At 47.7% G+C, this 20,698-nt stretch carries 22 protein-coding genes; 12 read left to right on the top strand and 10 right to left on the bottom strand.

Going from position 1 to position 20,698, the window contains the following annotated elements:
- Positions 1 to 4: 4 nt before the first annotated feature.
- Positions 5 to 1,726, bottom strand: a complete 1,722-nt coding sequence (locus DN599_RS00690; RefSeq protein WP_110455743.1) for a formate--tetrahydrofolate ligase — start codon at positions 1,724 to 1,726, stop codon at positions 5 to 7.
- Between the two features lie 553 nt (positions 1,727 to 2,279).
- Positions 2,280 to 3,152, bottom strand: a complete 873-nt coding sequence (locus DN599_RS00685) for a MaoC/PaaZ C-terminal domain-containing protein (RefSeq protein WP_162599126.1) — start codon at positions 3,150 to 3,152, stop codon at positions 2,280 to 2,282.
- 163 nt (positions 3,153 to 3,315) lie between these two features.
- On the opposite strand from DN599_RS00685, the gene DN599_RS00680 reads away from it, so the two are divergent.
- Complete coding sequence (locus tag DN599_RS00680) at positions 3,316 to 4,101, top strand: methyltransferase domain-containing protein (RefSeq protein ID WP_110455741.1); 786 nt, start codon at positions 3,316 to 3,318, stop codon at positions 4,099 to 4,101.
- Here the strand turns inward: DN599_RS00680 and DN599_RS00675 are convergent.
- Positions 4,098 to 4,982, bottom strand: a complete 885-nt coding sequence (locus tag DN599_RS00675) for a TraB/GumN family protein (protein WP_110455740.1) — start codon at positions 4,980 to 4,982, stop codon at positions 4,098 to 4,100. The genes DN599_RS00680 and DN599_RS00675 overlap by 4 nt on opposite strands.
- A gap of 49 nt (positions 4,983 to 5,031) precedes the next feature.
- Here DN599_RS00675 and DN599_RS00670 point away from each other — a divergent pair, with 49 nt between their 5' ends.
- Positions 5,032 to 5,343: a prephenate dehydrogenase gene (locus DN599_RS00670; protein ID WP_110455739.1), complete on the top strand. Its 312-nt coding sequence runs from the start codon at positions 5,032 to 5,034 to the stop codon at positions 5,341 to 5,343.
- A gap of 47 nt (positions 5,344 to 5,390) precedes the next feature.
- Here the strand turns inward: DN599_RS00670 and DN599_RS00665 are convergent, their stop codons facing one another.
- Entirely contained in the window at positions 5,391 to 5,927 is a 537-nt protein-coding gene (locus DN599_RS00665; protein WP_110455738.1) for a DUF3016 domain-containing protein, read from the bottom strand.
- A gap of 288 nt (positions 5,928 to 6,215) precedes the next feature.
- On the opposite strand from DN599_RS00665, the gene DN599_RS00660 reads away from it, so the two are divergent.
- Together DN599_RS00660 and DN599_RS00655 are read left to right on the top strand one after the other, a co-directional pair.
- Positions 6,216 to 6,518, top strand: coding sequence for a hypothetical protein (locus DN599_RS00660; RefSeq protein WP_338054416.1), 303 nt, complete (start codon positions 6,216 to 6,218; stop codon positions 6,516 to 6,518).
- Positions 6,519 to 6,822: 304 nt separating this feature from the next.
- A complete protein-coding gene (locus tag DN599_RS00655) occupies positions 6,823 to 7,029 on the top strand; it encodes a hypothetical protein (RefSeq protein WP_110455736.1) in 207 nt (68 codons plus the stop codon).
- 204 nt (positions 7,030 to 7,233) lie between these two features.
- On the opposite strand, the gene DN599_RS00650 is transcribed toward DN599_RS00655, so the two are convergent.
- Positions 7,234 to 7,743 (bottom strand): DUF4240 domain-containing protein, encoded by a 510-nt coding sequence (locus tag DN599_RS00650; protein WP_110455735.1) that lies wholly within the window; start codon positions 7,741 to 7,743, stop codon positions 7,234 to 7,236.
- Between the two features lie 146 nt (positions 7,744 to 7,889).
- Between DN599_RS00650 and DN599_RS00645 the strand changes: the two genes are divergently transcribed.
- The 8 genes from DN599_RS00645 (at position 7,890) to DN599_RS00615 (ending at position 14,442) form a co-directional block, all read left to right on the top strand.
- Positions 7,890 to 8,303 carry a hypothetical protein gene (locus DN599_RS00645; RefSeq protein ID WP_110455734.1) on the top strand — a complete coding sequence of 138 codons (414 nt, stop codon included), beginning with the start codon at positions 7,890 to 7,892 and terminating at the stop codon, positions 8,301 to 8,303.
- Between the two features lie 58 nt (positions 8,304 to 8,361).
- Complete coding sequence (locus tag DN599_RS00640; RefSeq protein WP_110455733.1) at positions 8,362 to 9,159, top strand: response regulator; 798 nt, start codon at positions 8,362 to 8,364, stop codon at positions 9,157 to 9,159.
- A gap of 147 nt (positions 9,160 to 9,306) precedes the next feature.
- Positions 9,307 to 9,579 carry an HU family DNA-binding protein gene (locus DN599_RS00635; RefSeq protein WP_110455732.1) on the top strand — a complete coding sequence of 91 codons (273 nt, stop codon included), beginning with the start codon at positions 9,307 to 9,309 and terminating at the stop codon, positions 9,577 to 9,579.
- 419 nt (positions 9,580 to 9,998) lie between these two features.
- Positions 9,999 to 10,691 carry a TorF family putative porin gene (locus tag DN599_RS00630; RefSeq protein ID WP_110455731.1) on the top strand — a complete coding sequence of 231 codons (693 nt, stop codon included), beginning with the start codon at positions 9,999 to 10,001 and terminating at the stop codon, positions 10,689 to 10,691.
- 372 nt (positions 10,692 to 11,063) lie between these two features.
- A complete protein-coding gene (locus DN599_RS18690) occupies positions 11,064 to 11,237 on the top strand; it encodes a hypothetical protein (protein ID WP_162924129.1) in 174 nt (57 codons plus the stop codon).
- A 205-nt stretch (positions 11,238 to 11,442) separates the two neighbouring features.
- Positions 11,443 to 12,390, top strand: a complete 948-nt coding sequence (locus DN599_RS00625) for an HlyD family secretion protein (RefSeq protein ID WP_110455730.1) — start codon at positions 11,443 to 11,445, stop codon at positions 12,388 to 12,390.
- Complete coding sequence (locus DN599_RS00620; RefSeq protein WP_110455729.1) at positions 12,390 to 13,355, top strand: ABC transporter ATP-binding protein; 966 nt, start codon at positions 12,390 to 12,392, stop codon at positions 13,353 to 13,355. Before DN599_RS00625 ends, DN599_RS00620 begins: the two co-directional genes overlap by 1 nt.
- The gene (locus DN599_RS00615; protein ID WP_110456743.1) at positions 13,348 to 14,442 is read left to right on the top strand and encodes an ABC transporter permease; all 1,095 of its coding nucleotides are present in this window, start codon (positions 13,348 to 13,350) and stop codon (positions 14,440 to 14,442) included. The genes DN599_RS00620 and DN599_RS00615 overlap by 8 nt, the downstream gene beginning before the upstream one ends.
- Before the next feature lie 91 nt (positions 14,443 to 14,533).
- Here DN599_RS00615 and DN599_RS00610 read toward each other — a convergent pair whose 3' ends face one another.
- The 5 genes from DN599_RS00610 to DN599_RS00590 form a co-directional block, all read right to left on the bottom strand.
- Positions 14,534 to 15,991: a methyl-accepting chemotaxis protein gene (locus tag DN599_RS00610; RefSeq protein WP_110455728.1), complete on the bottom strand. Its 1,458-nt coding sequence runs from the start codon at positions 15,989 to 15,991 to the stop codon at positions 14,534 to 14,536.
- 227 nt (positions 15,992 to 16,218) lie between these two features.
- Entirely contained in the window at positions 16,219 to 16,782 is a 564-nt protein-coding gene (locus DN599_RS00605) for a chalcone isomerase family protein (protein WP_110455727.1), read from the bottom strand.
- A 135-nt stretch (positions 16,783 to 16,917) separates the two neighbouring features.
- On the bottom strand, positions 16,918 to 17,778 hold the full coding sequence (locus tag DN599_RS00600; protein WP_110455726.1) for a hypothetical protein: 861 nt from the start codon (positions 17,776 to 17,778) through the stop codon (positions 16,918 to 16,920).
- Positions 17,779 to 17,851: 73 nt separating this feature from the next.
- On the bottom strand, positions 17,852 to 19,048 hold the full coding sequence (locus DN599_RS00595; protein WP_239473195.1) for a DUF5692 family protein: 1,197 nt from the start codon (positions 19,046 to 19,048) through the stop codon (positions 17,852 to 17,854).
- Positions 19,049 to 19,108: 60 nt separating this feature from the next.
- Positions 19,109 to 20,014: a hypothetical protein gene (locus tag DN599_RS00590; protein WP_110455725.1), complete on the bottom strand. Its 906-nt coding sequence runs from the start codon at positions 20,012 to 20,014 to the stop codon at positions 19,109 to 19,111.
- Between the last annotated feature and the right edge of the window lie 684 nt (positions 20,015 to 20,698).

Raw genomic sequence — 20,698 nt, 5'->3', positions numbered from 1 at the left:
GACGTTATGCCAAACCAACAATCTCATTATGCTGATTAATATCAATGTTCAGATACCCAGGTCGAATACCTAAGCCCGGCATTGTCATCACCTGTCCGACCAAGGCGGTAATAAAGCCCGCTCCCGCACTTACCTTCAGCTCACTTATCGGTAACTCAAATCCTTTAGGCACCCCTTTGAGTTTAGGATCGTGGCTAATCGACAACGGCGTCTTCGCCACGCAAATGGGTAAATGTTCAAAGCCATGACGTTTAAGATGAACCAACTGCGCCTGCGCCTTAGCAGATAACTGTATGCCGGATGCGCCGTAACCCGCCTCGGCAATGGTCATTAGCTTGGTTTCAATGCTCTGCTCAAGCGGATACAAAAAACGAAATTGATTTGGTGCCTCAGTCGCCTGCACCACCACCTCGGCTAATGCTTGGGCGCCCTGGCTGCCTTGAGTAAAAGCATCACACACCTCGCAGCCAAATACCCCTTGCGCCATCACCTGTTCACGCAACCAGGTAAGCTCTTCAAGGGTATCGCTTTGAAAACGATTTATCGCCACCACCACAGGCACACCATATTGCGCCACATTATTGATATGCCAGCGGAGGTTATCGAATCCGGCCGCCAATTTGGCTGATTCGCTCGTGTCGCTCTGACATGCTTCTGCGTGCGATTTAAGCGCCTTCACCGTCACCACTATCACCGCAGCATCTGGCGTTTTACCCGCCTGACGCGCCTTAATATTGCAATATTTCTCAAAACCCATATCTGAGCCGAAACCGCCTTCGGTCACTACAATGTCGGCCAACTTTAAGGCGATGTCATCGGCAATGATGGAAGAGTTACCATGGGCGATATTAGCAAAAGGCCCGGCGTGAATAAGACAGGGAGCGCCGCTTAAGGTTTGCATTAGGGTCGGGGCGATAGCTTCGCTCATGATCACCGTCATCGCCCCCGCCACACCTAAATCCTCGGCGGTAATCACCTCGCCTGCCGTATTGTGGGCCAACACAATACGGCCGATCCGCTGGCGCATATCTTGTAAATCGCGACTTAGAGCCAAAATCGCCATTAATTCTGACGCCGCGCTGATATCGAACCCACTGTCGTGCTCTGGGCCATTGCCCAGCGCATTGGGCACATTAGCGCCCAACCCCACACGGATATGACGTAGGCTGCGCTCATTTTGATCCACCACCCGACGCCAAGCAATGCGGCTAGCATCGATATTGAGCGGCGTTAATCCCGACTGCACGGCAAAGGCCTCTGCCCCCAGACGGTGCTCATGATACAGGCGCGCATCAATCGCAGCAGCGGCTAAGTTATGGGCACTAGTGACCGCATGAATATCGCCCGTAAGATGTAAATTAAGCGACTCCATCGGCACCACTTGCGCTAAGCCACCGCCAGCTGCGCCGCCTTTGATGCCAAATACGGGCCCCATACTGGGTTGACGAATACAGGCGCAGGCCCGCTGACCTATTGCCTGTAACCCTTGGGTTAACCCTATGCTGGTTACCGTTTTTCCTTCGCCAAAGGGAGTTGGAGTGACGGCTGTCACTATCACCAATTTACCATCACGGTTATCCGCCAGTCGCTGCTTGATATCTAAACTAACTTTGGCTTTATAGGCGCCATAAGCAATTAATTCAGATGGTAAAATACCAAATTGTTGCGCAACAGCCTCGATGGGCTGCAACTCGGCTCGGCGAGAGATATCGATATCAGACAGCATAGGCAAACTCCTATTATAAAAATCACTTGGAAACGATGAGCTAGGTCGAATATAAAATAAAAACAACTTACTACAAACCAATTCATTGGCTCGCAGTCAGTTAATTAAGGGTTTATGAATCTAAATCAATATATTGCTCTAGCGCTGGCCTGTATCGTTCGAGCTGAGGAATAGACAAACACTGGTGCATGACGGCTTTGGTACTTTATCGCTAAGGGGTAGCAAGAGTGCCGCTGGTTGGCGACTCCTTGGACACCTTAGTGAATCAAACATACTTAAGCCTTGATGTGCCCCCATTAAACCTTCTGGAATTGATACAATATGATACGCAGACTCAGCCTCGCTGATCCTAGCTAAACCATTTATCGACAGAGCCTATGCCGAGCACATCGAAGCAGAAGCGATTAAATAAGCTACAGGGGGTAGTCTAGAACAAACGTCTATGGGGCATTGCGCGCCTTACACTTTCAACGCTGTTGATGTGCTGAGCTCAAAAAAAACAAAACAGCCAGCATGTGTGCTGGCTGTTTTATGAAGTATTAATAGCTGAGTGCTAATCGTGAAAGCTGACTCGGCCAGATAGATGCGGCCGTCGCCCTTTACCATCTCTGAGCTCGAAGATTAATCCCGTTTCGGGATCATTCTCGGCGCCAAAACTCACCTCTGCCGGCATAAATAATGGCAGCTTAAACTCCACATCCACGGTACAGGCTTTGTCACCGATTTGTGGCATCAAGGCCGCAATACTGCGCGCTTTGGACCACATGCCATGAGCGAGAACGCGATCAAAACCAAAACGTTTTGACAGCACAGGATGCAGATGGATGAGATTATAATCGCCAGATGCCTTAGCGTAACGCCGCCCAAGATCTTCACTCAAGCGCCAATTAAGCGGAGCATCCCACGTCATTGGCGTGGCTTTAGGTGGCCGCACTCGGCGACCCACACTGTCGATACGATAGAGGTAAGTCGACAATGACTCCCACACCAATTCATCACCGACAAAAGCTTTAGAGGCCAATTCAAATTCTAATCCTGAATCAGTTATCTGGCTGCTTTGTAAGCAGCAGTCTATATGAAACGACTCATTCACAGTCACTTGACGATATTGGGTGATGCTGTTTTTCAGGTGGATCATTCCCAGCAGTGGAAAAGTGATAGCAGGGTGAGTAAAGATACTCGCATGCAGGCGAAACGCCATGACATAGAGATATGTCATGGGCAGATGCTGGCCATCAAACTCAAAACCACATACTTTGGCATACTGGCGCACCTTGTCGGCCGACACACTAACATCACGGCAAGTGATGCAAATGCGCGGCAAAGGCTGCTGATCCCAACCGGGTTTACGGCCAAAAAAAATCTTGCGATAAAGCGACAGCAACGACGGTACCGCTTTCAAATCAACACAAATATCTTTATTCACGCGCTCAAAACCCTTCAACATTAACTAAATCGAAACCGGACAATTATACCTTAAAATCACAGTTTGCACCTAAAAGGTTACGCCGGCAGGTGCCAAGCCAGTATGGCTATGGCAAAATATCGCTTCTTTATCCGTAGTGCTTAACAGCCATTGGTAGCCGGTAATGCAAGACAAAAACTTTGATTCACTCGCCAGTAAATTTGCTAAAAATATCTACGGTACACCTAAGGGCGAGATACGGGCCGCTGTGGTGTGGCGTGATATCACAGAAGCACTAAGTCATTTCAATGGCCAAAAATTACGCATCTTAGATGCTGGCGGTGGCTTTGGGTTCTTTAGCCAAAAACTGGCGAAGCTCGGCCACCAAGTCACCTTGTGTGATATTTCAGCCGAAATGCTGACGCTGGCGCGTGCGCAAATAGGCGAATATGACGCTAAGCATTCATGCCAACTCGATATCACACTAGTCCACGCCCCGATACAGGCACTAACTTCAAGTGAGTATGGCCAATTCGACTTGGTGCTGTGTCATGCCGTAGCCGAGTGGCTCAGTGATGCCGAGACCACCTTGGCTGCACTGGCTCGACTCGTAGCTCCTAATGGTTTATTTTCGCTGATGTTTTACAACAAAGAAGCGATGCGTTTTCATAGTCTTATATCGGGTAACTTCGATTATGTAGCAGCCGATTTTAAGGTAAAGAAAAAAGTCGGCTTAACCCCTACCCATCCTCTGTATATCGATGACGTAAAACACTGGCTTGATAAGTGGCAGATGCAGCTGGTGTCACAATCGGGTGTACGGGTGATCCACGACTACCTTAAAACCCATCAGCCTGCCAACTTCGACTTTCAGCAGCTGCTGAATATGGAGCTAACCTATTCTCTGCACCCAAGCTATATCGCACTGGGCCGTTATGTTCACTTTATTGCTAAATGGCGAGCTGATTAATCACAGGCTTGCTGCCAACAATTTTGTAGCTTCGCCTTAAATTGCTGCTGCATGATGGCGCCTATGCTCTTATCTCCCACCACATGGCCTGCGCCCACCACAATAAAGAGTGGCGCTGGCGTGGTGTCTTGGGTCATTAAGTCGGCAATTTTACGACTCATGGCTTGATTACGTTGCCAGAGCATTTTGTCTATCAAATGGGTATCATCACCTTGTTGCATCTGGCCTACCATTAACTGGTCTATCGCGGTTTCATCACCGGTGCGCCACGCTGTTATCAACGCCAGCATCTCTTCATCAGGCGCATCAATGGCCTCAAACACCATCTCCCACTGAACTTGGGGATCGAAAGACGCCATTAACTCAAACTGAAATTCACCGCTTTCAAGCTCAATCACGGGGCGCTGCCCATTTTTTTGCGTCAATATTTGCTCCAACCCCCACTGCGCTTGATAACCGAGTGCATCAAAACGCATCACCCCCAGCTGCATTGCTTGCATCCAAGGAGCGTAAGGCTTCAGGGCACTGCAGGTGGCCTCATTTGCTTGACAAAAACTCGCCATTCGCTGCGTCGTGGCTTCATCTTGTTGCTGCGACGTTAATCCATAACGACGGATCAAGTTAACGGCATCAGCTTGTGTCACGTCCACCTCCACCACTAGGGCTCCAGCCTTAGCAAAAACGGCTTCAATTTGCGGCGCCATAGGATAGAAGTCTTCTCGTCCAACATGGATTGAACCTAATAAATAAGCGGTCTTATCTTGGTAATTAATCTGATAAAACGGAGGCTTATCTGTTACTGCAGCCCTAACATCCTCACTGTTAAATAGCCCCACTAGCAAAACCATTAGCAGTAAACACCAACGTTGACTTGTTGCCATCAGGCTAGCCCCTTATAATTCGCTCAAATTTTATGATTAAGAGGCTGTTATGCCACACTCTCAACTGATAACGCAACTGCAAGAAAACCTTCAGGTCGCTTATCGTCAAGCGATCGACGCCGATGCTAAACTGGATGAATTGAAAAAAGCGGGTCACGCTAAGTTCGTGGCGATCTTCACTCAAGATCAAGGCTTCGAAGCTCAGAGCAACCGCTTTAGCCCCTATGTGCAAGAGTTGGCGCAAGAGATGACACAACTGCCCACAGATACTGACGCCTTAGCGCCAGCATTGGAACAGTTTGTCCGAAAACTAGGGGTGTTACTGCAAACCTTGCAAGCCTTTAAGGCTCAAGCAAAATAATTTATTCCAACCAGTATGCCCGTCGCACCAGCTTTAAAGCTTAGATTTTAAAGCTTAGGTGCGACCGTTTTTTGCAGCCAATCGGCTAACATCTTCGATTCGTATCGCAAGGGTCTATCGCTCGCCACGCCAATCGTTTGCATAAAGCCAAGATCGGTGAGTTTTTCATCGCCCGCCATAATCACTTGATCACCTTCCAATATTTGGTAGCTAAAGGTCATGCGCGGCGGGTAGAGATCTTTCACCACTCTAATATCGCTCACACTAGCGCCAAAGGTCGGCCTAACGTCGCCAGCCAAATCGAGATCGGTCACGACCAGCAATAACTTTTGATCTGGTTTTAAGGCTTTACTCGCGGCTTTATTAAGGTTTTTGGTTAAGGTTTCAAAGGTGCGCAGCTCATAGCGCGACTGAATGTCTCCCACCGCTTTGACATCGCGATAGTTATCCACCCCTTGCCAAGTAATGTTAACTATTCCAGCCTCGGTAACTGGATCGGCTTGCACCCCCTCGGCGCTGACATTGAGGGACACAAATGCGCCGATCACTATTGCAGCAAGTAATGGTAGCGTGGACAATCTCATAACAGCCTCCTTTAGGCCAAACCCGATTAGGTTCAATATAGCAACTGTACAAAAGCTAACCTGAATAATAGCTTAATGCAAAGCTAACAAGGGGCTATTTGTCTTTTGGCGCGTAAAAATCGCCTTAAGCATGCTGTCAATTCGTTGAGCTGTCCCATTAAGTATACATATCGCGCGGCGATAAAAAACGTTGCTAAAACAGTATTGCTAAAGCATCGTATGCAGCCAAACGCTAAGCCCATTAAGTAAGCAGCCAAAAATCAGCTTACACACCTCACCATGGAGACCATGATGCAAAAACACTTACCATTGTTAGTGATCATACTGCTATTTTCAGCGGCTGCTGCGAGCTTGATATGGATAAACCAAACTCAGCAAACCTCGGGGCCTGAAACTTGGTCAGCCTTCATTTATACCCAAGGTTTTAATTCCGGACGTTATCAGAAACAAGATGACTTTGAGGATTATCCCAGCTGCAAAATATTTGCCGAGCAACAGGCTCAGGGAGATGTGGTGTGGGAGTGTGGTTTACGCTGTCGATTTGATTCAAGCCGCCAAGGGTTCCAATGTGAAACGATGCGCCGCGATTAACGGTTTATTCAATACTGAGAGAACACCATGACTTAGGATTGCCTTCAATCTTGGGAGCGCTTCGCTGCTTTCTACCAAGCCACCAGCTCCCCTTAACCTACTCCATTAAATGCTTGCTTGTTTTTTGTTCAGCTTTTATTCAACCATCTTAGGTTAATCTTTGTGCAACCACTAAATCATTAAGTGCATTTGCCCCCCTTCAATGCGATGAGGGGACTGCTTGCAACTTGAAATCATTTATCGATTCAAACAGTAATAAACGGCTGCAGATAGCAAGCCTGACGACACATTATTGGAGCAAATTATGATACACAAACTGATGACAACAACACGAGTCAACTATTCAGGCAAGCTGGCTCTTATCGCAGCCCTTATCTTTGGCCTGGCTATTTCATCTCAAGTGAGTGCAGAGCCCTTATCCGCTGACGGCAAAGCCGCAGTAGAGCAACACTTTGCAAGGCTAGCGCAACAACAGGAGATGAGTGACGAGCAACTTATTGGCGACATATAAACGACACTTGATACACAAATAACCCAAGTTGAACAACGCTTTATGAAAAAGACTTGCACCAAACACCAACGTCATTACGATCGACAAAGCCAAACTTGTTATGAGTAACACCTACGCATAACCAATGTGCCGTTATCTTGCCCCGTACGAGCTTGGGGCAAGCGACACTCTATAGCAGAGCTGCTAGCGCAAGCGATAGAGTATTTAAAAAGGAAAACGTGCACTTAGGCGGGGATAAGTAGCCTTAAGCTGTTTCTTTTTATGGGAAAATTTCTTACCTTGCGGCGTAGCCTGACCCGAAGGCACAAAAGGTAACTCCTCACCGGTGCGATCTTCAAATATCTGCCCCGCAATCAAGTCATATTCTTCGATAAAAGGGTAAGCGTAGCCATCTTTCTCAGGCCATTGCTGCAAATTTCCTAGTGCATCTGGATCTTGTAGCACGCTCTCAAACCACTCTTCACCGAGTGAGATCAAGAAACAGCGAAACTCGGCAAAACCATATTCACTATCACAGCCAGTCACAATATAAGCTGCGCCCCAGATTGACCATTGATAAGCACGGCGCATCTGCTGCGAAAAATGTTTATCGAACGCCGCCAACTCCTCATCCGTTAATGACATCAGTTGCTGTTTGAGGTTATCGGCCAAGCTCTGTTGATCTTGCTCTGGACGGCTACGGGTTACTAATTGCCAAAATTCAGTGTCTGTCATGTCGCTCTCAACCAATCAAAAATCGGCACTATATTAACCCAACCCAAGCCAATGGGCAGCTACGCAATCGGGATTAGCGTAAATAGTTGGACTAATGCAGAGGTTTTTTCTACACTCGCTGGCAAATTTTTAGCCGACGAATCGCCATGAAACGACCCCACTTTGCCATGTTACTGCTTATCTGTTTATATCTGGTTACCTCTGTCATCGCAGTATGGCGCACCCTAGCGACCCAAAGTTTAGATCTGTTTACTATCGGAGTGATCCCCGTCGTAATTGGGCTACTGCTGCGCGCCGAATGGGCCGGCTTGCTACTTAAAATTTACATAGCCATTCAAACGATTGCATTTAGTGCCTTAGGGATGACGGCCGTTATCGCCTATCAGATCACCCCCGAAGAGGTAAAAGTGGTCTTTAAGGGGCAGCAGATCTCGATTTCCTTAATCGTAGTGGTGGTGAGTCTACTCTTGCTATTTCAGTGGTGGGTCGCGTTATCAAAATCAACCAAAGCCTATCTCAGCCGAGCTGAGCAAGCAGGGCCACCAGTTGCTAAATCTTAAGCCTTCAGGTAATTTAAAAACCTAAATATTTACAATTACTAAGCCGAGATCCTTGACTATGGCCACCCTATCCCCGAGTGAACTCTCCATTTTGTTGATTGAGCCTTCAGACACCCAGCGTAAGATCATTACCAGCCGTCTCAGCCAAGAGGGTATTAACAATATCCAAACCGCCAGCACACTTGCGCAGGCTACGACCATTATCTCGCGTCATCAACCTGATTTGGTCGCCAGTGCGATGCACTTTGAAGATGGCACCGCCTTAGAACTGCTCAATACTTTGAAACAGAATCCAGCCTTTTGTGATATTCAATTTATGCTGGTATCGAGTGAGTGCCGCCGTGAGCAGCTGGAGATCTATCGCCAATCCGGTGTCGTGGCCATCTTACCTAAGCCATTTTCGTCAGAGCATCTTGGCAAAGCACTCAATGCCACTATAGATCTGCTAAGCCATGACGAGCTCGATCTGGATCATTTTGATGTACACAACATTCGGGTTCTGGTGGTCGATGACAGCAAGATGGCGCGTAATATTATCCGCCGTACCATTACTAATTTAGGGTTAAAACTGATCACCGAAGCTAATGATGGCGCCGAGGCCATCGCCTTAATGCAAGACAATATGTATGACCTTGTGATCACCGATTACAATATGCCCAATGCCGACGGTTTAGCACTGACTCAGTTTATTCGTAATCACAGCCAGCAATCTCACATTCCCATCCTAATGGTGTCATCTGAGGCTAACGATACTCACCTCAGTAACGTGTCGCAAGCTGGGGTCAATGCCTTATGTGACAAGCCTTTCGAACCACAATTAGTCAAACAATTGCTCTACTCTTTGCTTGATAGCTAAAATTTTACTCAATTTGGGGCTAAAGCCCCACGGTTCAACATAAAACCGCTTTCATTATAGGGATGCTTATGGCATGTTAGTTTCAGCAATTGCAAGTACCTAATGTAATTGATGTTACTAAATCTACGGAAAGAAGAGACTATCCAAATGAATAAAACTGAACTGGTTGCAAAAATCGCTGAAAGTGCTGATCTGACTAAAGCTGAAGCTGGACGTGCATTAAAATCTTTCGAACAAACCGTAGCGGAAGCGATGAAGAACGGTGAGAAAATTTCTATTGTTGGTTTTGGTTCTTTTGAAACAACAAGCCGCGCTGCACGTACAGGTCGCAACCCACAAACTGGCAAGGAAATTCAAATCCCTGCAGCGACAGTACCTAAGTTTAAAGCTGGTAAAACTCTAAAAGATAGCGTTAACTAAAAACGGCTTTATCTTTGTAAAAGCCTCCTCATTAGGAGGTTTTTTTATGCCTGACCATTCCACCATCGCTATAATTATCTGGTCACGCTTCATGGTCAAACACTGTTTCTTCACTGTTATGACTTTTATGATGAGCAAAACGGTTTACCTCAATTCACGCCATGTATCAGCCCATGGTGTCCCATCAGTGAAATAGATTACTTGTTGAGTTTACTCAAGGTTCTACCTGCACCAAAACGGTGCCTTTATGCCTATAAAGCCCCCATCTTGGTTCACACCACTGTTGCTTAAAAATACAAACCACTGAAAATAATCATATAAATTATTGGCATGGGGTTAGCAGTAGCGTAAGCACTACCTAACAATACTCATAATAATACGGCTAGGTAGTATCCCTATACCAATAAAAAGGAATGAGTATGAACACAGCACTTCGAAACCTAAGCCTGCTCGCAGCAACCATGATGTTAGCCGTTCCCGCCAGCGCAGCCGTCACTGGCAATGTGGGAGTGACCTCCAATTACTTGTGGCGCGGCGTGACGCAAACCGATGATGGTGTGGCCGTGCAAGGGGGAATGGATTACGAACACGATAGCGGCTTTTACCTCGGCACCTGGGCATCAAATGTCGACTTCGGTGACGACACCAGCTACGAAATTGATTTCTATGGTGGCTATGCCGGTAGCATCACTGACGATCTAGGTTACGATGTCAGCTATCTCTATTATGCCTACCCAGATAGCGACGCTAGCATCGACTTTGGCGAACTCAAAGCCGCGATCAGCTGGAAATGGTTTAGCCTCAGTTACTCTTATGTGGTTAACGCCGATGACGATGTCGCCAGCGCTCCGTTAGATAATGACGATATGAGCTATGTGGATGCGGCGGCTTCATGGCCACTGTCTGACAGCTTGTCATTAACCGTGCATTACGGCTACTCGAGTGGTGATGTGGTTACCGCTTGGTTTGGCGAAGACAGCTATAGTGATTACTCGATAGCGCTGAGCAAAGACACTGATGTGGGCAGCTTCTCTTTCTTGGTTAGCGATACCGATCTTGAAAATGACGACCCAAAAGTGGTGCTCGGTTATAGCTATAGTTTTGATCTATAAGCTTTAGCGCTAATTTGTGATCTGCTCCTAGATGCGCCGCCGCTAATATTGCGACCGGCGCAATTCAACGAACAATAAAAATCTATACAATCAAACAGTTAATAAGTAAAAACCATTGATTTGCACGCAATTGTTCGCTTTAAAGCATAAATACAATTGTGTTAAGCCGATCTCAAAATACTCCTAAACTCCCTGCTACCTTTCTCATTAGCGCTCACTAATGTGCAACTAACTCATTGAGCTATCTGCTAAAGCATTACGTAGCGCCGGTAACTATCGCTTTGGCTTTATGTACTAGCCAAAGCTTGTGGTACCGATGGGCACACTCTAAGTGCTACGCGGTACTCAATAACAGTGATGAAGGAATCCGCTATGCCTCAATTACGTGATGTTATTCCCAACGATGCAGAGATTGAAGCCATGACCGCCCCTAAAAACCCTAAAGCGGCTTGCGAGTTACAACGTAGACGCGAAGTGAAAAAACGTTTAGAAGCCCTGCTCGAACAGGCGCAGCTTAAACGGGCGATGGGAGGCGATTTTTACTGAACAGCCCCAAGTCCACCCAAGATAGATCCTACCAAGAATACAGGGGCGCCACTCCTCGCCCCTCATCATCAAACGTTACAGACGTACTCGCATTTCAATGCAGCAGATGCCTCCAGAGAGTGATCCCCATATAGCTAAACGTTAAAGGGTGCTATCTTAAATAACATATTGATTATTAATTCACCCTAGTGCTTATGAGGTTGAAATGAACCCCACCATCAACATCGCTCTGGTGTTTATCTTACTCTGCCTTACAGGTTGTCGGCCCAGTCCACCAGCGCAGGCGCTAGGCACCCTTGAGCGCGATCGTATTTTACTGCGAGCCACCGCCGCAGAGCTGATCACCGCACAGCCGATTAAAGAGGGCAGCGTAGTACAACAGGGCGATCTACTACTGCAGCTCGATAGCCGCAAAGCCGGCACTAAGGTGGCGATAGCCGATGCGCAATGGCAACAAGCACGCAGCTACCTGCTACGCCTCACCAATGGTGAACGCCCCGAAGATATCGCCAGCGCCCAAGCCAGTGTGCAGCGCGCTAACGCGGCCAAGGTACAAGCAGACAAAACCTATCAACGTACCTATCGCCTCAAACAACAGCAACTGGTGAGTCAATCGGAACTTGATCAAGCGATCGCTAATCGCGATCGCGCCGAAGCCGAGCTGCATGTGGCCGATGAAAACCTCAGTAAACTGCTGGTCGGTGTGCGCCAAGAAGATATTCAACAGGCGATGGCAGCCATGGACGCTGCGGCCGCTAACTTGCAACTGGCGCAGCAAACCTTGGCAGAGCTCAGCATAGTGGCAACCCGCAATGGGCGCCTCGACAGCCTGCCCTTTAATGTCGGTGAGCGGGTGCCCAATAATGCGGTGGTGGCCGTGATACAAGCCGACAACGCCCCCTATGCGCGGGTTTATATCCCCGAACCCAATATGGCGACGTTGCATGTAGGGCTGCAGCTTAATGTCTATGTCGATGGTCTTGATACGCCACTGACTGGCACCTTACGCTGGCTTAGCAAAGATCCCGCCTTCACGCCTTACTATGCACTTAACCAACAGGACAGATCCCGCCTAGTCTATTTAGCAGAATTCACTCTGTCTGACGCCGTCCAGTTACCCAGTGGCATCCCAGTACAGGTGGAGTTACCTTGATGAGCCCAAGCAGTCAATTGGCGATCGATGCCCGTGGCATCAGCAAGCAATTTGGTCAGCTTGAGGCGGTATCCAATCTTAATCTGCAGGTACAACAAGGGCATATTTACGGTTTTCTAGGCCCCAATGGTTGCGGTAAGTCCACCACCATACGTATGCTCACCGGGCTGATGACCCCCACTCATGGCACCATCACCTGCCTTGGCCTGCCGATCCCACAGCAGGCGGAGCAACTGCGCAGCCGCATTGGCTATATGACACAAAAATTCTCCCTCTATGACGACTTAACGGTAAAAGAGAACCTGCGCTTTATCGCCGATATTTATGGCCTCAGCCCCAATGCCTGCAAGCGTAAAATTGACCAGCTGCAATCGACCTACAACTTAGTTCCTCAAACAAATCAACTGGCTACCACCTTAAGTGGTGGCCAAAAACAGCGCTTGGCATTGGCCTGCGCCTGCATTAACAATCCAGAGCTGCTGTTTCTCGACGAACCCACGTCAGCGGTCGATCCTCAAAATCGACGCGACTTTTGGGAGCAGCTGTTTGACCTTTCAGAGCAAGGCACCAGTATTTTAGTCACTACCCACTATATGGATGAGGCCGAGCGCTGCCACCAGCTGGCGATAATGGAGCAGGGACACATTCGCGCCAATGGTAATCCGCAAGCCTTACTGGCAAAAATGGAGGTAAATGTACTAGAAATAACCGCCAACAATTTACGCCAACTGAAAAGCCAGCTCAGCCAATTAAGCCAGGTACGCAGCGCCGCCCAACTAGGCGATCGGCTAAGAGTATTGATAACGAAAGAGATTAACGATCCCACCCAATGGCTCAAGCAGCAATGCAGCACGCTTGATGAGCGCAATATCAGCCATGTGAATGCCAGCCTAGAAGATCTGTTTGTCACAGTTACAGGCAAACATCCGCATAATGCAGGAGCGCCAGATGACACTCATGGCTAGCCTACGACGCATTAAAGCAATTACCACCAAAGAGATGCGTCAGCTTAAGCGCGATCGCATCACCTTCGCCATGATAGTGATGATCCCGTTGATCCAATTGCTATTATTTGGCTACGCCATCAACACAGATGTTCGCAATGTGCCGGTTGTGGTGGTCGATCAGAGTGAATCTGTGGCTGGGCGCTGGATTGTTGAGGCCATCAGGGCCTCACAAGTCGTCTCAATCGAAGGCTATTACGCCACCGCCACCGCTGCCGAGGCTGCCATTACCCGCGGCGAAGTGCGCGCCGCGCTGATCTTGCCGCCTAATCTTGAACATAAACAGGCCAATAACGAGCCTATCGGTCAATGGATCATCGATGGATCAGATACCATGGTGGCCGCCGCGATCAGCCAACTGCGTAACATGCCATTAGCGCACATCAGCGACCCGCCCCTAGCCAGCTCCCCCACCTTCGAAGTCGCCCTGTTTTATAACCCAGAGCAACGCTCGGCGGTGAATATCGTCCCGGGTTTAATTGCCGTTATTCTGACCATGACGATGATCTTATTTACTTCGGCGGCCATCGTCCGTGAGCGAGAAAAAGGCAATCTAGAGCTGCTGATCACCACCCCAATCAAACCTCTGGAGCTGATGCTAGGTAAAATTTTACCCTACATTGTTGTGGGGCTTATCCAGATGAGCATCATCTTGGGGCTCGGGCATCTGATTTTTGATGTGCCTTTAAACGGCACCATTGCACAGCTATTGCTGGGCACCTTGCTGTTTATTGCAGCCAGTCTCACCTTAGGCTTGATCATCTCCACTATCGCGACAACCCAGCTGCAAGCGATGCAGATGACCATCTTTATTATCTTGCCGACCATCTTACTGTCGGGCTTTATGTTTCCATTCGAAGCCATGCCTAAACCCGCACAATGGATAGCCGAACTCCTGCCCGCCACCCACTTTATGCGCATTATTCGCGCCATAGTGCTGCGCGGCGGCCAATTGAGCGATCTGCCATTTGACACCTTCTGGCTGCTTGGCTTTACCCTACTGGGGATCATAGTCGCATCACTACGCTTTACTAAGCGGCTCGATTAGCCTAATGACATTAAAGATAAAAAGCGCCCTAAGGCGCTTAGTCAATAAGGAGTGGGGTAGCGAATAGCCATAAGCATCAAACCTAGTGTGGCTAAGCGTGATGACACGCCACCACAGCGGTTAAGCTACTGGCGAGTGCCTTTAAACTCTCTACGCGTTTTGCCAGTTGCTCAGCTTCTATTGCTACAGACTCTGAAACTTGATTGGTATTGACCACGCTGGTGGCAACCTCACTGCTGGCACAATTAAGTTGGGCTAACGCCTCGCCCTGCAGGGCCATCAAATCGGCGAGTTGATTAACGTCGTGCACCACACTGGCAACCTGCTCAATAATTTGAGTCAATTCGCCCGCGGTGTGTTCTATGGTCTGCTGGCCCTGTAACACTTCATTGCGACTGCTTGACAGCAATAAACGGATCTCAACCGCTGATTGATTACTCTTGGCCGATAACTCCCTAACTTGCTCGGCCACCACCGCAAACCCGCGACCGTATTGCCCGGCTCTCGCGGCCTCAATGGCGGCATTCAATGCCAGCAAGTTTGTCTGATCGGCCACCGAAGTAATAAGATCGGCTACCGAGACGATTTTCTGATTGCTATGTAATATTGCCGCAATCGCATCGGTAGAGGCCACTAACGACTGGGCACTGGTCTGTGCTTGGCTATCGATAGATTGGCAGCGCTGCTTTAACTCCTCCATAAACCGTTCCGATTGCGCCATATCTTCAGTCATGCGATAAACCTGCTGATTCATCTCCTCAGCCGCACTCGCTTGGGATTCACAGTTGACATTAAGTTGATTCACTTGACTATGCAAAGCTATGGCCTGCATATCGAGATCGACCGCCACCTCGCTCAGTTCTGTGGCATCTTGATTGGCTTGAGTCAATACTTGGCCTAAACGCTGCTCCCCCGCCAACGCCTTAGTCGCGCTCGATTCAATCTCTTGCTGGGCCTTTGCTTGCGCCTTATTCGCCGATTGCCGTGCTGCACTGGTAAAGCCTTGAGCCACCACGATAACGACTAACGGTAACACCATGCCACTCCACGCTTCGACCGCAGCGCCCGTATCCGACAGCGCTATCGTAGAAACAATCTGGTCGTTCAAACCTTGATGTACCATTACCGCCGACAGTAAAATGACCACCACACTCCAAACTGTCGCCAGCGTTAATGATGCCGTAAGAAAAAAGGCAATAATCAGCACGGCAACCCACAGACTTTGACTCGATTGTAAGATTCCGCCCCCTTGATAGATCACATTAAGCGCATGCAGCACCATGCCGAAAAAGCCCAAATTTAATGCTAAGGTGATCTGTTTTAAGAAGCGGATGCAGCCGGCGGCAATGATCTCGACAGAGATTAAAACAACAGAGGTGATCATCAACAGCGTATGGGGCTGTTGTGTCCACTTAAACAGGCTATATAGCCCGGTAAAAAAACACAGCAGAGTAAAGAAGAGTACCGTATCGACGGCCCTTACCTGATCTGTGGTCCATTCATGGTGTCTGGGAAAAAATAGATAACGCCACAGTGATAATGGTGTCATAAGCTTTTATCCTATCCGAATAAGCTCGGAAAATGGGCAATCATGATGTGAAAATAACGCCAGATAAATAAGTCAGCCTGCTTGCCGTTAACCCCAGCGAATATCAATGCCCACTACCGGGTGAGCGTGAATAGTGAACATTGATGAGAATGCGTGGATACTCATAAGTATGATTGTTAACGGCTTCCCAACCGCTATGGTCTCGGGCCAACAAGCTGACTTGAACCTTAGCCTTTAAGCATCTCTTTTTTGAGGTCTTTATCGGTTGGATTGTTACCAAGCCAGATGGCTAATACCGCTTTACGGAAGATTTCGCCACTGGTAGTAGACAACTCTTTGCCATTCTTGTAGCTGATAATGCCCTGACCCGGAATGCTCACCAAGGTGAATTGATCCCCCTCTTGAATCGGCTCGGCAAACGTCGAGATAAACAACTTAATACTGTCAGCTATCGGCGTCGTGTCACCACCTGTGGCGCGGTTAAAGCCGTCATGCATCGCTTCTGTCATTTTTTCAGAGGTGATCATGCCAGAGGTAATATTGAGCCTGATCGCAGCAATTTGGTCACCATCAACCACTTGTGATGCTTGCTCTGTCTGCTCTACGGTGTAGAGGGAGCCGACGTAAAGATCCATAAAAAACTTACTGCGCACACCAGCGCCATTAAGCTGTAATACTTGATCTTGCGAGCTCATCGCATCGAGCAGCTCGACCCCCCCCACTTCTGCAGCCGAGGCGGAAGAGGTGCTCAATAACAGTGCACTGGCTAATAACAATATATTCTTCTTCATCTTTCACTCCATCGATATCAACATGTTAACCAATGTGGATCGCCACTGTACCTCAGGAACAACGACAGCCAACCGGTCAAATAAAAAGCACTAGCGCCAAACTTGGGGAGCAAACGCTAGTGCAGGGATCACAACCTAAAAAGCGTGGTTGTATTCAATCCAATAACTGTCGTCAGTGCTGTCGCTGTTATCTGTTTTGTAGTTAACGCGAAAGTTTTGACGTTTATTCATTTGATAAGCCACAGATATTTCGCCAGAGAAGCTGGCCATCTGTAGGCCACCATCCATCACATCATCACTCCAGCCCTTACCTTGTAATTCGTCGGTATAGGATGCGCTCACTAACGTCCACCAGTGGTCATTAAAGGCATAACGCGCGTAGACCATCCCCGTCATAATGATCGATGGCACATCAATACCGCTACTCGATATCGCCGTGCTGCCCACCATATTCGGTGGCAAAATTTGCGACATATTGTCTTCAACCACTACCGCACCCGCATACAGAATGGGCCAGATATAGAAGTTGTCGGTGACAGGAATGGTCATCACTGGACCCGCTTGAATTACCGCCATGTTGCCGTAGAAAGGATGGTCAGCCAAAATCGCATCAATCGACCAACCCGTGCCATTAGTGGTGTTAATCGTGCCATAGCGTAAACGGAAAGATCGCTTACTGGTCTCGTCGTTAAAGGTCGGTACCATACCGTAGTCAGGGTGGGCTAGCATACCGGTAAACTGCGGCGTTTTATCGCCTTCATCAAACAGGTTTTTCGCTTCGAAAATGATCCCGGTTTTTTGCCCTGAAGTGGCGGTCTTTTCCGACAACATCAACTGCCCCTTAATGTTCATCCCTTCACTACCATAAGAGGCACCAAGCGAGGTATACACATCGGTTGGATTAGACATATCGATATCGGCATCATCTGCCGCCATCGCACTGAAACCACAAGTCATTGACGCCAAAACCGCTACACTTAAAAGATGCTTTTTCATAATTGACTCCATCGTCATAATTTTATCTATTTGTTTTAAATACCAATTAAAATAACTTATCAATTTACGGCGGTTAGCTTGCCGTGGTGAGTGCTTGACGACGCTTCCATTTACCAGTGAAGAACACATAGGCATAAGCACTGTTAATCACAAAACTTGCTGCGCCAGCGGCGAGCATGAGTTCATCATTACGTGGCATGGGCACCACGTTGCTTTCGTACATAAATGGGCAGCTGAAGTAGTACATGAATGACCCCGCTAACGTGAAGGCGCGAGCCTGTAACCAAGTGCCTTTTTTGATAAACAATGCAGGTAATGTTGCCGCGATGAGCACCATCATTTGGGCGGTAGCGGAGCCGGGGAAATTGAGGTAAACAAAGACGATATTCCACACGTCATAGGCGATGATCCAGAAGGTAGTCATGGCTGGCCAAATCATATCTTGTTGCTTAGATTTGTCGGCATAAATTTGCGCCCAACCGGCCAAGGTAATAATAGAAAGCACACCACCAATGGCATTCAGCACGTTGGCGAGGTTGCCCATGCTGAAATCTTGCATGACCGCTTCAGTGATATTGATAGCTAAGAAGGCCGCTGCGCCAAATTTGGCCCACTTCATATCCCCAACTTTGGTAAAGCGGATTAGGGTAAATAGCGCTGCAGCACCGACCACAGAGTAGAGCTTGACCCACTTAAACCAATAGGTCACACCATAGCTAGACCACAGCGGGATCAACACGATAGGTAAGATAAACCACAGTAGGTAGTTACTGTATTTAAAGCGGCGGCAGATCTCGTTGAGGATCATCAAGCCAATTAAAACAAGCAGTACATGGCCGAAGGCCCGATTTTGATACCACTTGTGAATATTAAATCCATCACCATCTAGGCTAAACCGAATAGTCTCGTCTTCGACAAAACTCATTTTCGCGCCGTCAAAGTCTTTGATTAGCGAATCTGCTTGGCTGGTAATCGCCAACTCATTACCCGCTAACGACCAGTGTTGAATTTCACTATGGTTAAAACCACCAGACTGCTTGGTCACTTCAACGGTGTCATCGGTACCAAATTCGAGACGATAAAAAAGACTCCCCTCACCTGGCTTACCATCTCGTGTGCCTTGCCAAATTTGGCCTTGGATTTTTGCTAGATTCTGTGATGAATCTACCGGGGCGTCTGCATAGGTCGCTGCGCTGCATAGCATCAGGAACATGGTAAACATGGTAAACATGGTGCTGATTATGTTTCTCACCCTGAGTTTCATATTCATTACTCTCTCAATAGTGACGCTTAAGTGATGGGCACCACCTTAGCGGTGCCCCCTTTGTTATTAAGCCGTGGTTAATTTTTGCTGTTTTTCGGGTGTATCTTTGTAGTAGTCATTCAGCATTGGCGGCTCGTTGCCACCTGTAGGTGGCTCGCCTGTTGGGCTAGTGCGTTTCTTATAGAAGTACCAGATGGCAAATGGGATATGCAGTACAAGGTTAATCGCGCCCCAGTACCACAACACGGTGTCATTACCCCAGCTAGATGAATCCATCAGAGGTGTGAAGATATCTGAGTTGGCACGAACCAAGATATGGAACGCTAAGGTGTAAACTCGCGCGGTAACATAGAGCTCTGGTCGCCCTTTAATAATCGGATAGAGCTCTGCCGCGATTAAGATACAGAATGAACTTGCGAAGAAGCCTGGGTTTTCGCCAAAGACAAAAGCTAGGTTCCAAGTGGTATATAGGAAGTTCCACGCCGCGGTTGAATAGAACAACAGATCATTAGGCTTATCACGACCTATTACCCAATACATGCGCTGGCCATTCTTATAACGAGGGAATGGGATCGTGATACACAGAATCACGCCACATATCGCATTGAAATAGTTTGCGGTTGCAAAATCTTTTGCGGTCGCTTCAGCAATGTTGAGAAACAACACGGCGTACAACACCTTAAGTACCCAATCGCCCCTAAAGAATTGTAATACGCGGTTTGGATTGTCGTAGTAGAGATATGCGATGCGTGCACCACCCACCACAATCGCTGTTGGGATCAACACACTCACCGTCTTCACCCAACGGAACCAACCATCTAAGTTGTCGGCCCATAACGGCGCCGTAAGTAGTGACAACAGCCAAAACGCAGCTGTTAAACGAGGTGTACGGCGCATGCCTTCCACCAACACAAGCAAGAACACAATATATCCGCTCATCGAAACAATATATTGCCAGACAGGTATGTCCATAACGCCTCCTGAGTTTAAATGATTCAGGTTGGCGACAAAATTGACGTTGACCTGAACAATTATCGATAGAGTAATTACTCTAATCTAGAGTCTTTACTCTATTTTTTCTTTTTAGCACTTAATGTGAGTTAACTCACATTGCGAGAAAGTTCAGGCACCGAAATGTGAACATTTAGATGGCGGTTGTGATCTTGGTAACAAAGTTGATGAGGTTTAATTAATAAATGATAAACAGATGTAACTGTCGCGCAGACAAAGAGAAGCCAAACCCACTTCACAGCTAATAAATGTGATTTGATTATGTTTCAACTTAAATTAAACCAATAAAAATCAATGCGATAACTCGGATCTAGTTATTTTTAATCTTTTTGTCTGCTAAGGTGCCACCAGCTGAATATAGCGAGGTGGGATACATATTGAATTTACATTAGGTCATCTGTCATTGGCTTAACCCATTTAATTTTTCGCATAAACGCCTATTGCACCGTAGTAGATAGACAGAAATCGAGCCAAAATGTTAACAAGCTTGCGATATAGCTTGATGACGTTCTATTAACCGTCCTATGCTTCAAATGCGATAAAAATCTAATAGTGAGCGAATCTGTTGGCCACTTAATGAGTCCTTGTTTGGCTTTATTGGTCGACACTAAAATTGTCTTAAATAGAGAACAATACGATGCAATG

The sequence above is a fragment of the Shewanella algidipiscicola genome (assembly GCF_900380485.1).
Taxonomy (GTDB): Bacteria; Pseudomonadota; Gammaproteobacteria; order Enterobacterales; family Shewanellaceae; genus Shewanella; species Shewanella algidipiscicola.
The sequence above is the reverse complement of the archived record's forward strand: the minus strand, read 5'-3'. Positions and strand labels throughout refer to the sequence as shown.

Bases quoted from the DNA above. Each gene is read 5' to 3' on its own strand.
- DN599_RS00690 (WP_110455743.1), bottom strand. From the start codon at position 1,726: ATGCTGTCTGATATCGATATCTCTCGCCGAGCCGAGTTGCAGCCCATC.
- DN599_RS00680 (WP_110455741.1), top strand. From the start codon at position 3,316: ATGCAAGACAAAAACTTTGATTCACTCGCCAGTAAATTTGCTAAAAAT.
- DN599_RS00675 (WP_110455740.1), bottom strand. From the start codon at position 4,982: ATGGCAACAAGTCAACGTTGGTGTTTACTGCTAATGGTTTTGCTAGTG.
- DN599_RS00670 (WP_110455739.1), top strand. From the start codon at position 5,032: ATGCCACACTCTCAACTGATAACGCAACTGCAAGAAAACCTTCAGGTC.
- DN599_RS00665 (WP_110455738.1), bottom strand. From the start codon at position 5,927: ATGAGATTGTCCACGCTACCATTACTTGCTGCAATAGTGATCGGCGCA.
- DN599_RS00660 (WP_338054416.1), top strand. From the start codon at position 6,216: ATGATGCAAAAACACTTACCATTGTTAGTGATCATACTGCTATTTTCA.
- DN599_RS00655 (WP_110455736.1), top strand. From the start codon at position 6,823: ATGATACACAAACTGATGACAACAACACGAGTCAACTATTCAGGCAAG.
- DN599_RS00650 (WP_110455735.1), bottom strand. From the start codon at position 7,743: ATGACAGACACTGAATTTTGGCAATTAGTAACCCGTAGCCGTCCAGAG.
- DN599_RS00645 (WP_110455734.1), top strand. From the start codon at position 7,890: ATGAAACGACCCCACTTTGCCATGTTACTGCTTATCTGTTTATATCTG.
- DN599_RS00640 (WP_110455733.1), top strand. From the start codon at position 8,362: ATGGCCACCCTATCCCCGAGTGAACTCTCCATTTTGTTGATTGAGCCT.
- DN599_RS00635 (WP_110455732.1), top strand. From the start codon at position 9,307: ATGAATAAAACTGAACTGGTTGCAAAAATCGCTGAAAGTGCTGATCTG.
- DN599_RS00630 (WP_110455731.1), top strand. From the start codon at position 9,999: ATGAACACAGCACTTCGAAACCTAAGCCTGCTCGCAGCAACCATGATG.
- DN599_RS18690 (WP_162924129.1), top strand. From the start codon at position 11,064: ATGCCTCAATTACGTGATGTTATTCCCAACGATGCAGAGATTGAAGCC.
- DN599_RS00625 (WP_110455730.1), top strand. From the start codon at position 11,443: ATGAACCCCACCATCAACATCGCTCTGGTGTTTATCTTACTCTGCCTT.
- DN599_RS00620 (WP_110455729.1), top strand. From the start codon at position 12,390: ATGAGCCCAAGCAGTCAATTGGCGATCGATGCCCGTGGCATCAGCAAG.
- DN599_RS00615 (WP_110456743.1), top strand. From the start codon at position 13,348: ATGGCTAGCCTACGACGCATTAAAGCAATTACCACCAAAGAGATGCGT.
- DN599_RS00610 (WP_110455728.1), bottom strand. From the start codon at position 15,991: ATGACACCATTATCACTGTGGCGTTATCTATTTTTTCCCAGACACCAT.
- DN599_RS00605 (WP_110455727.1), bottom strand. From the start codon at position 16,782: ATGAAGAAGAATATATTGTTATTAGCCAGTGCACTGTTATTGAGCACC.
- DN599_RS00600 (WP_110455726.1), bottom strand. From the start codon at position 17,778: ATGAAAAAGCATCTTTTAAGTGTAGCGGTTTTGGCGTCAATGACTTGT.
- DN599_RS00595 (WP_239473195.1), bottom strand. From the start codon at position 19,048: ATGAATATGAAACTCAGGGTGAGAAACATAATCAGCACCATGTTTACC.
- DN599_RS00590 (WP_110455725.1), bottom strand. From the start codon at position 20,014: ATGGACATACCTGTCTGGCAATATATTGTTTCGATGAGCGGATATATT.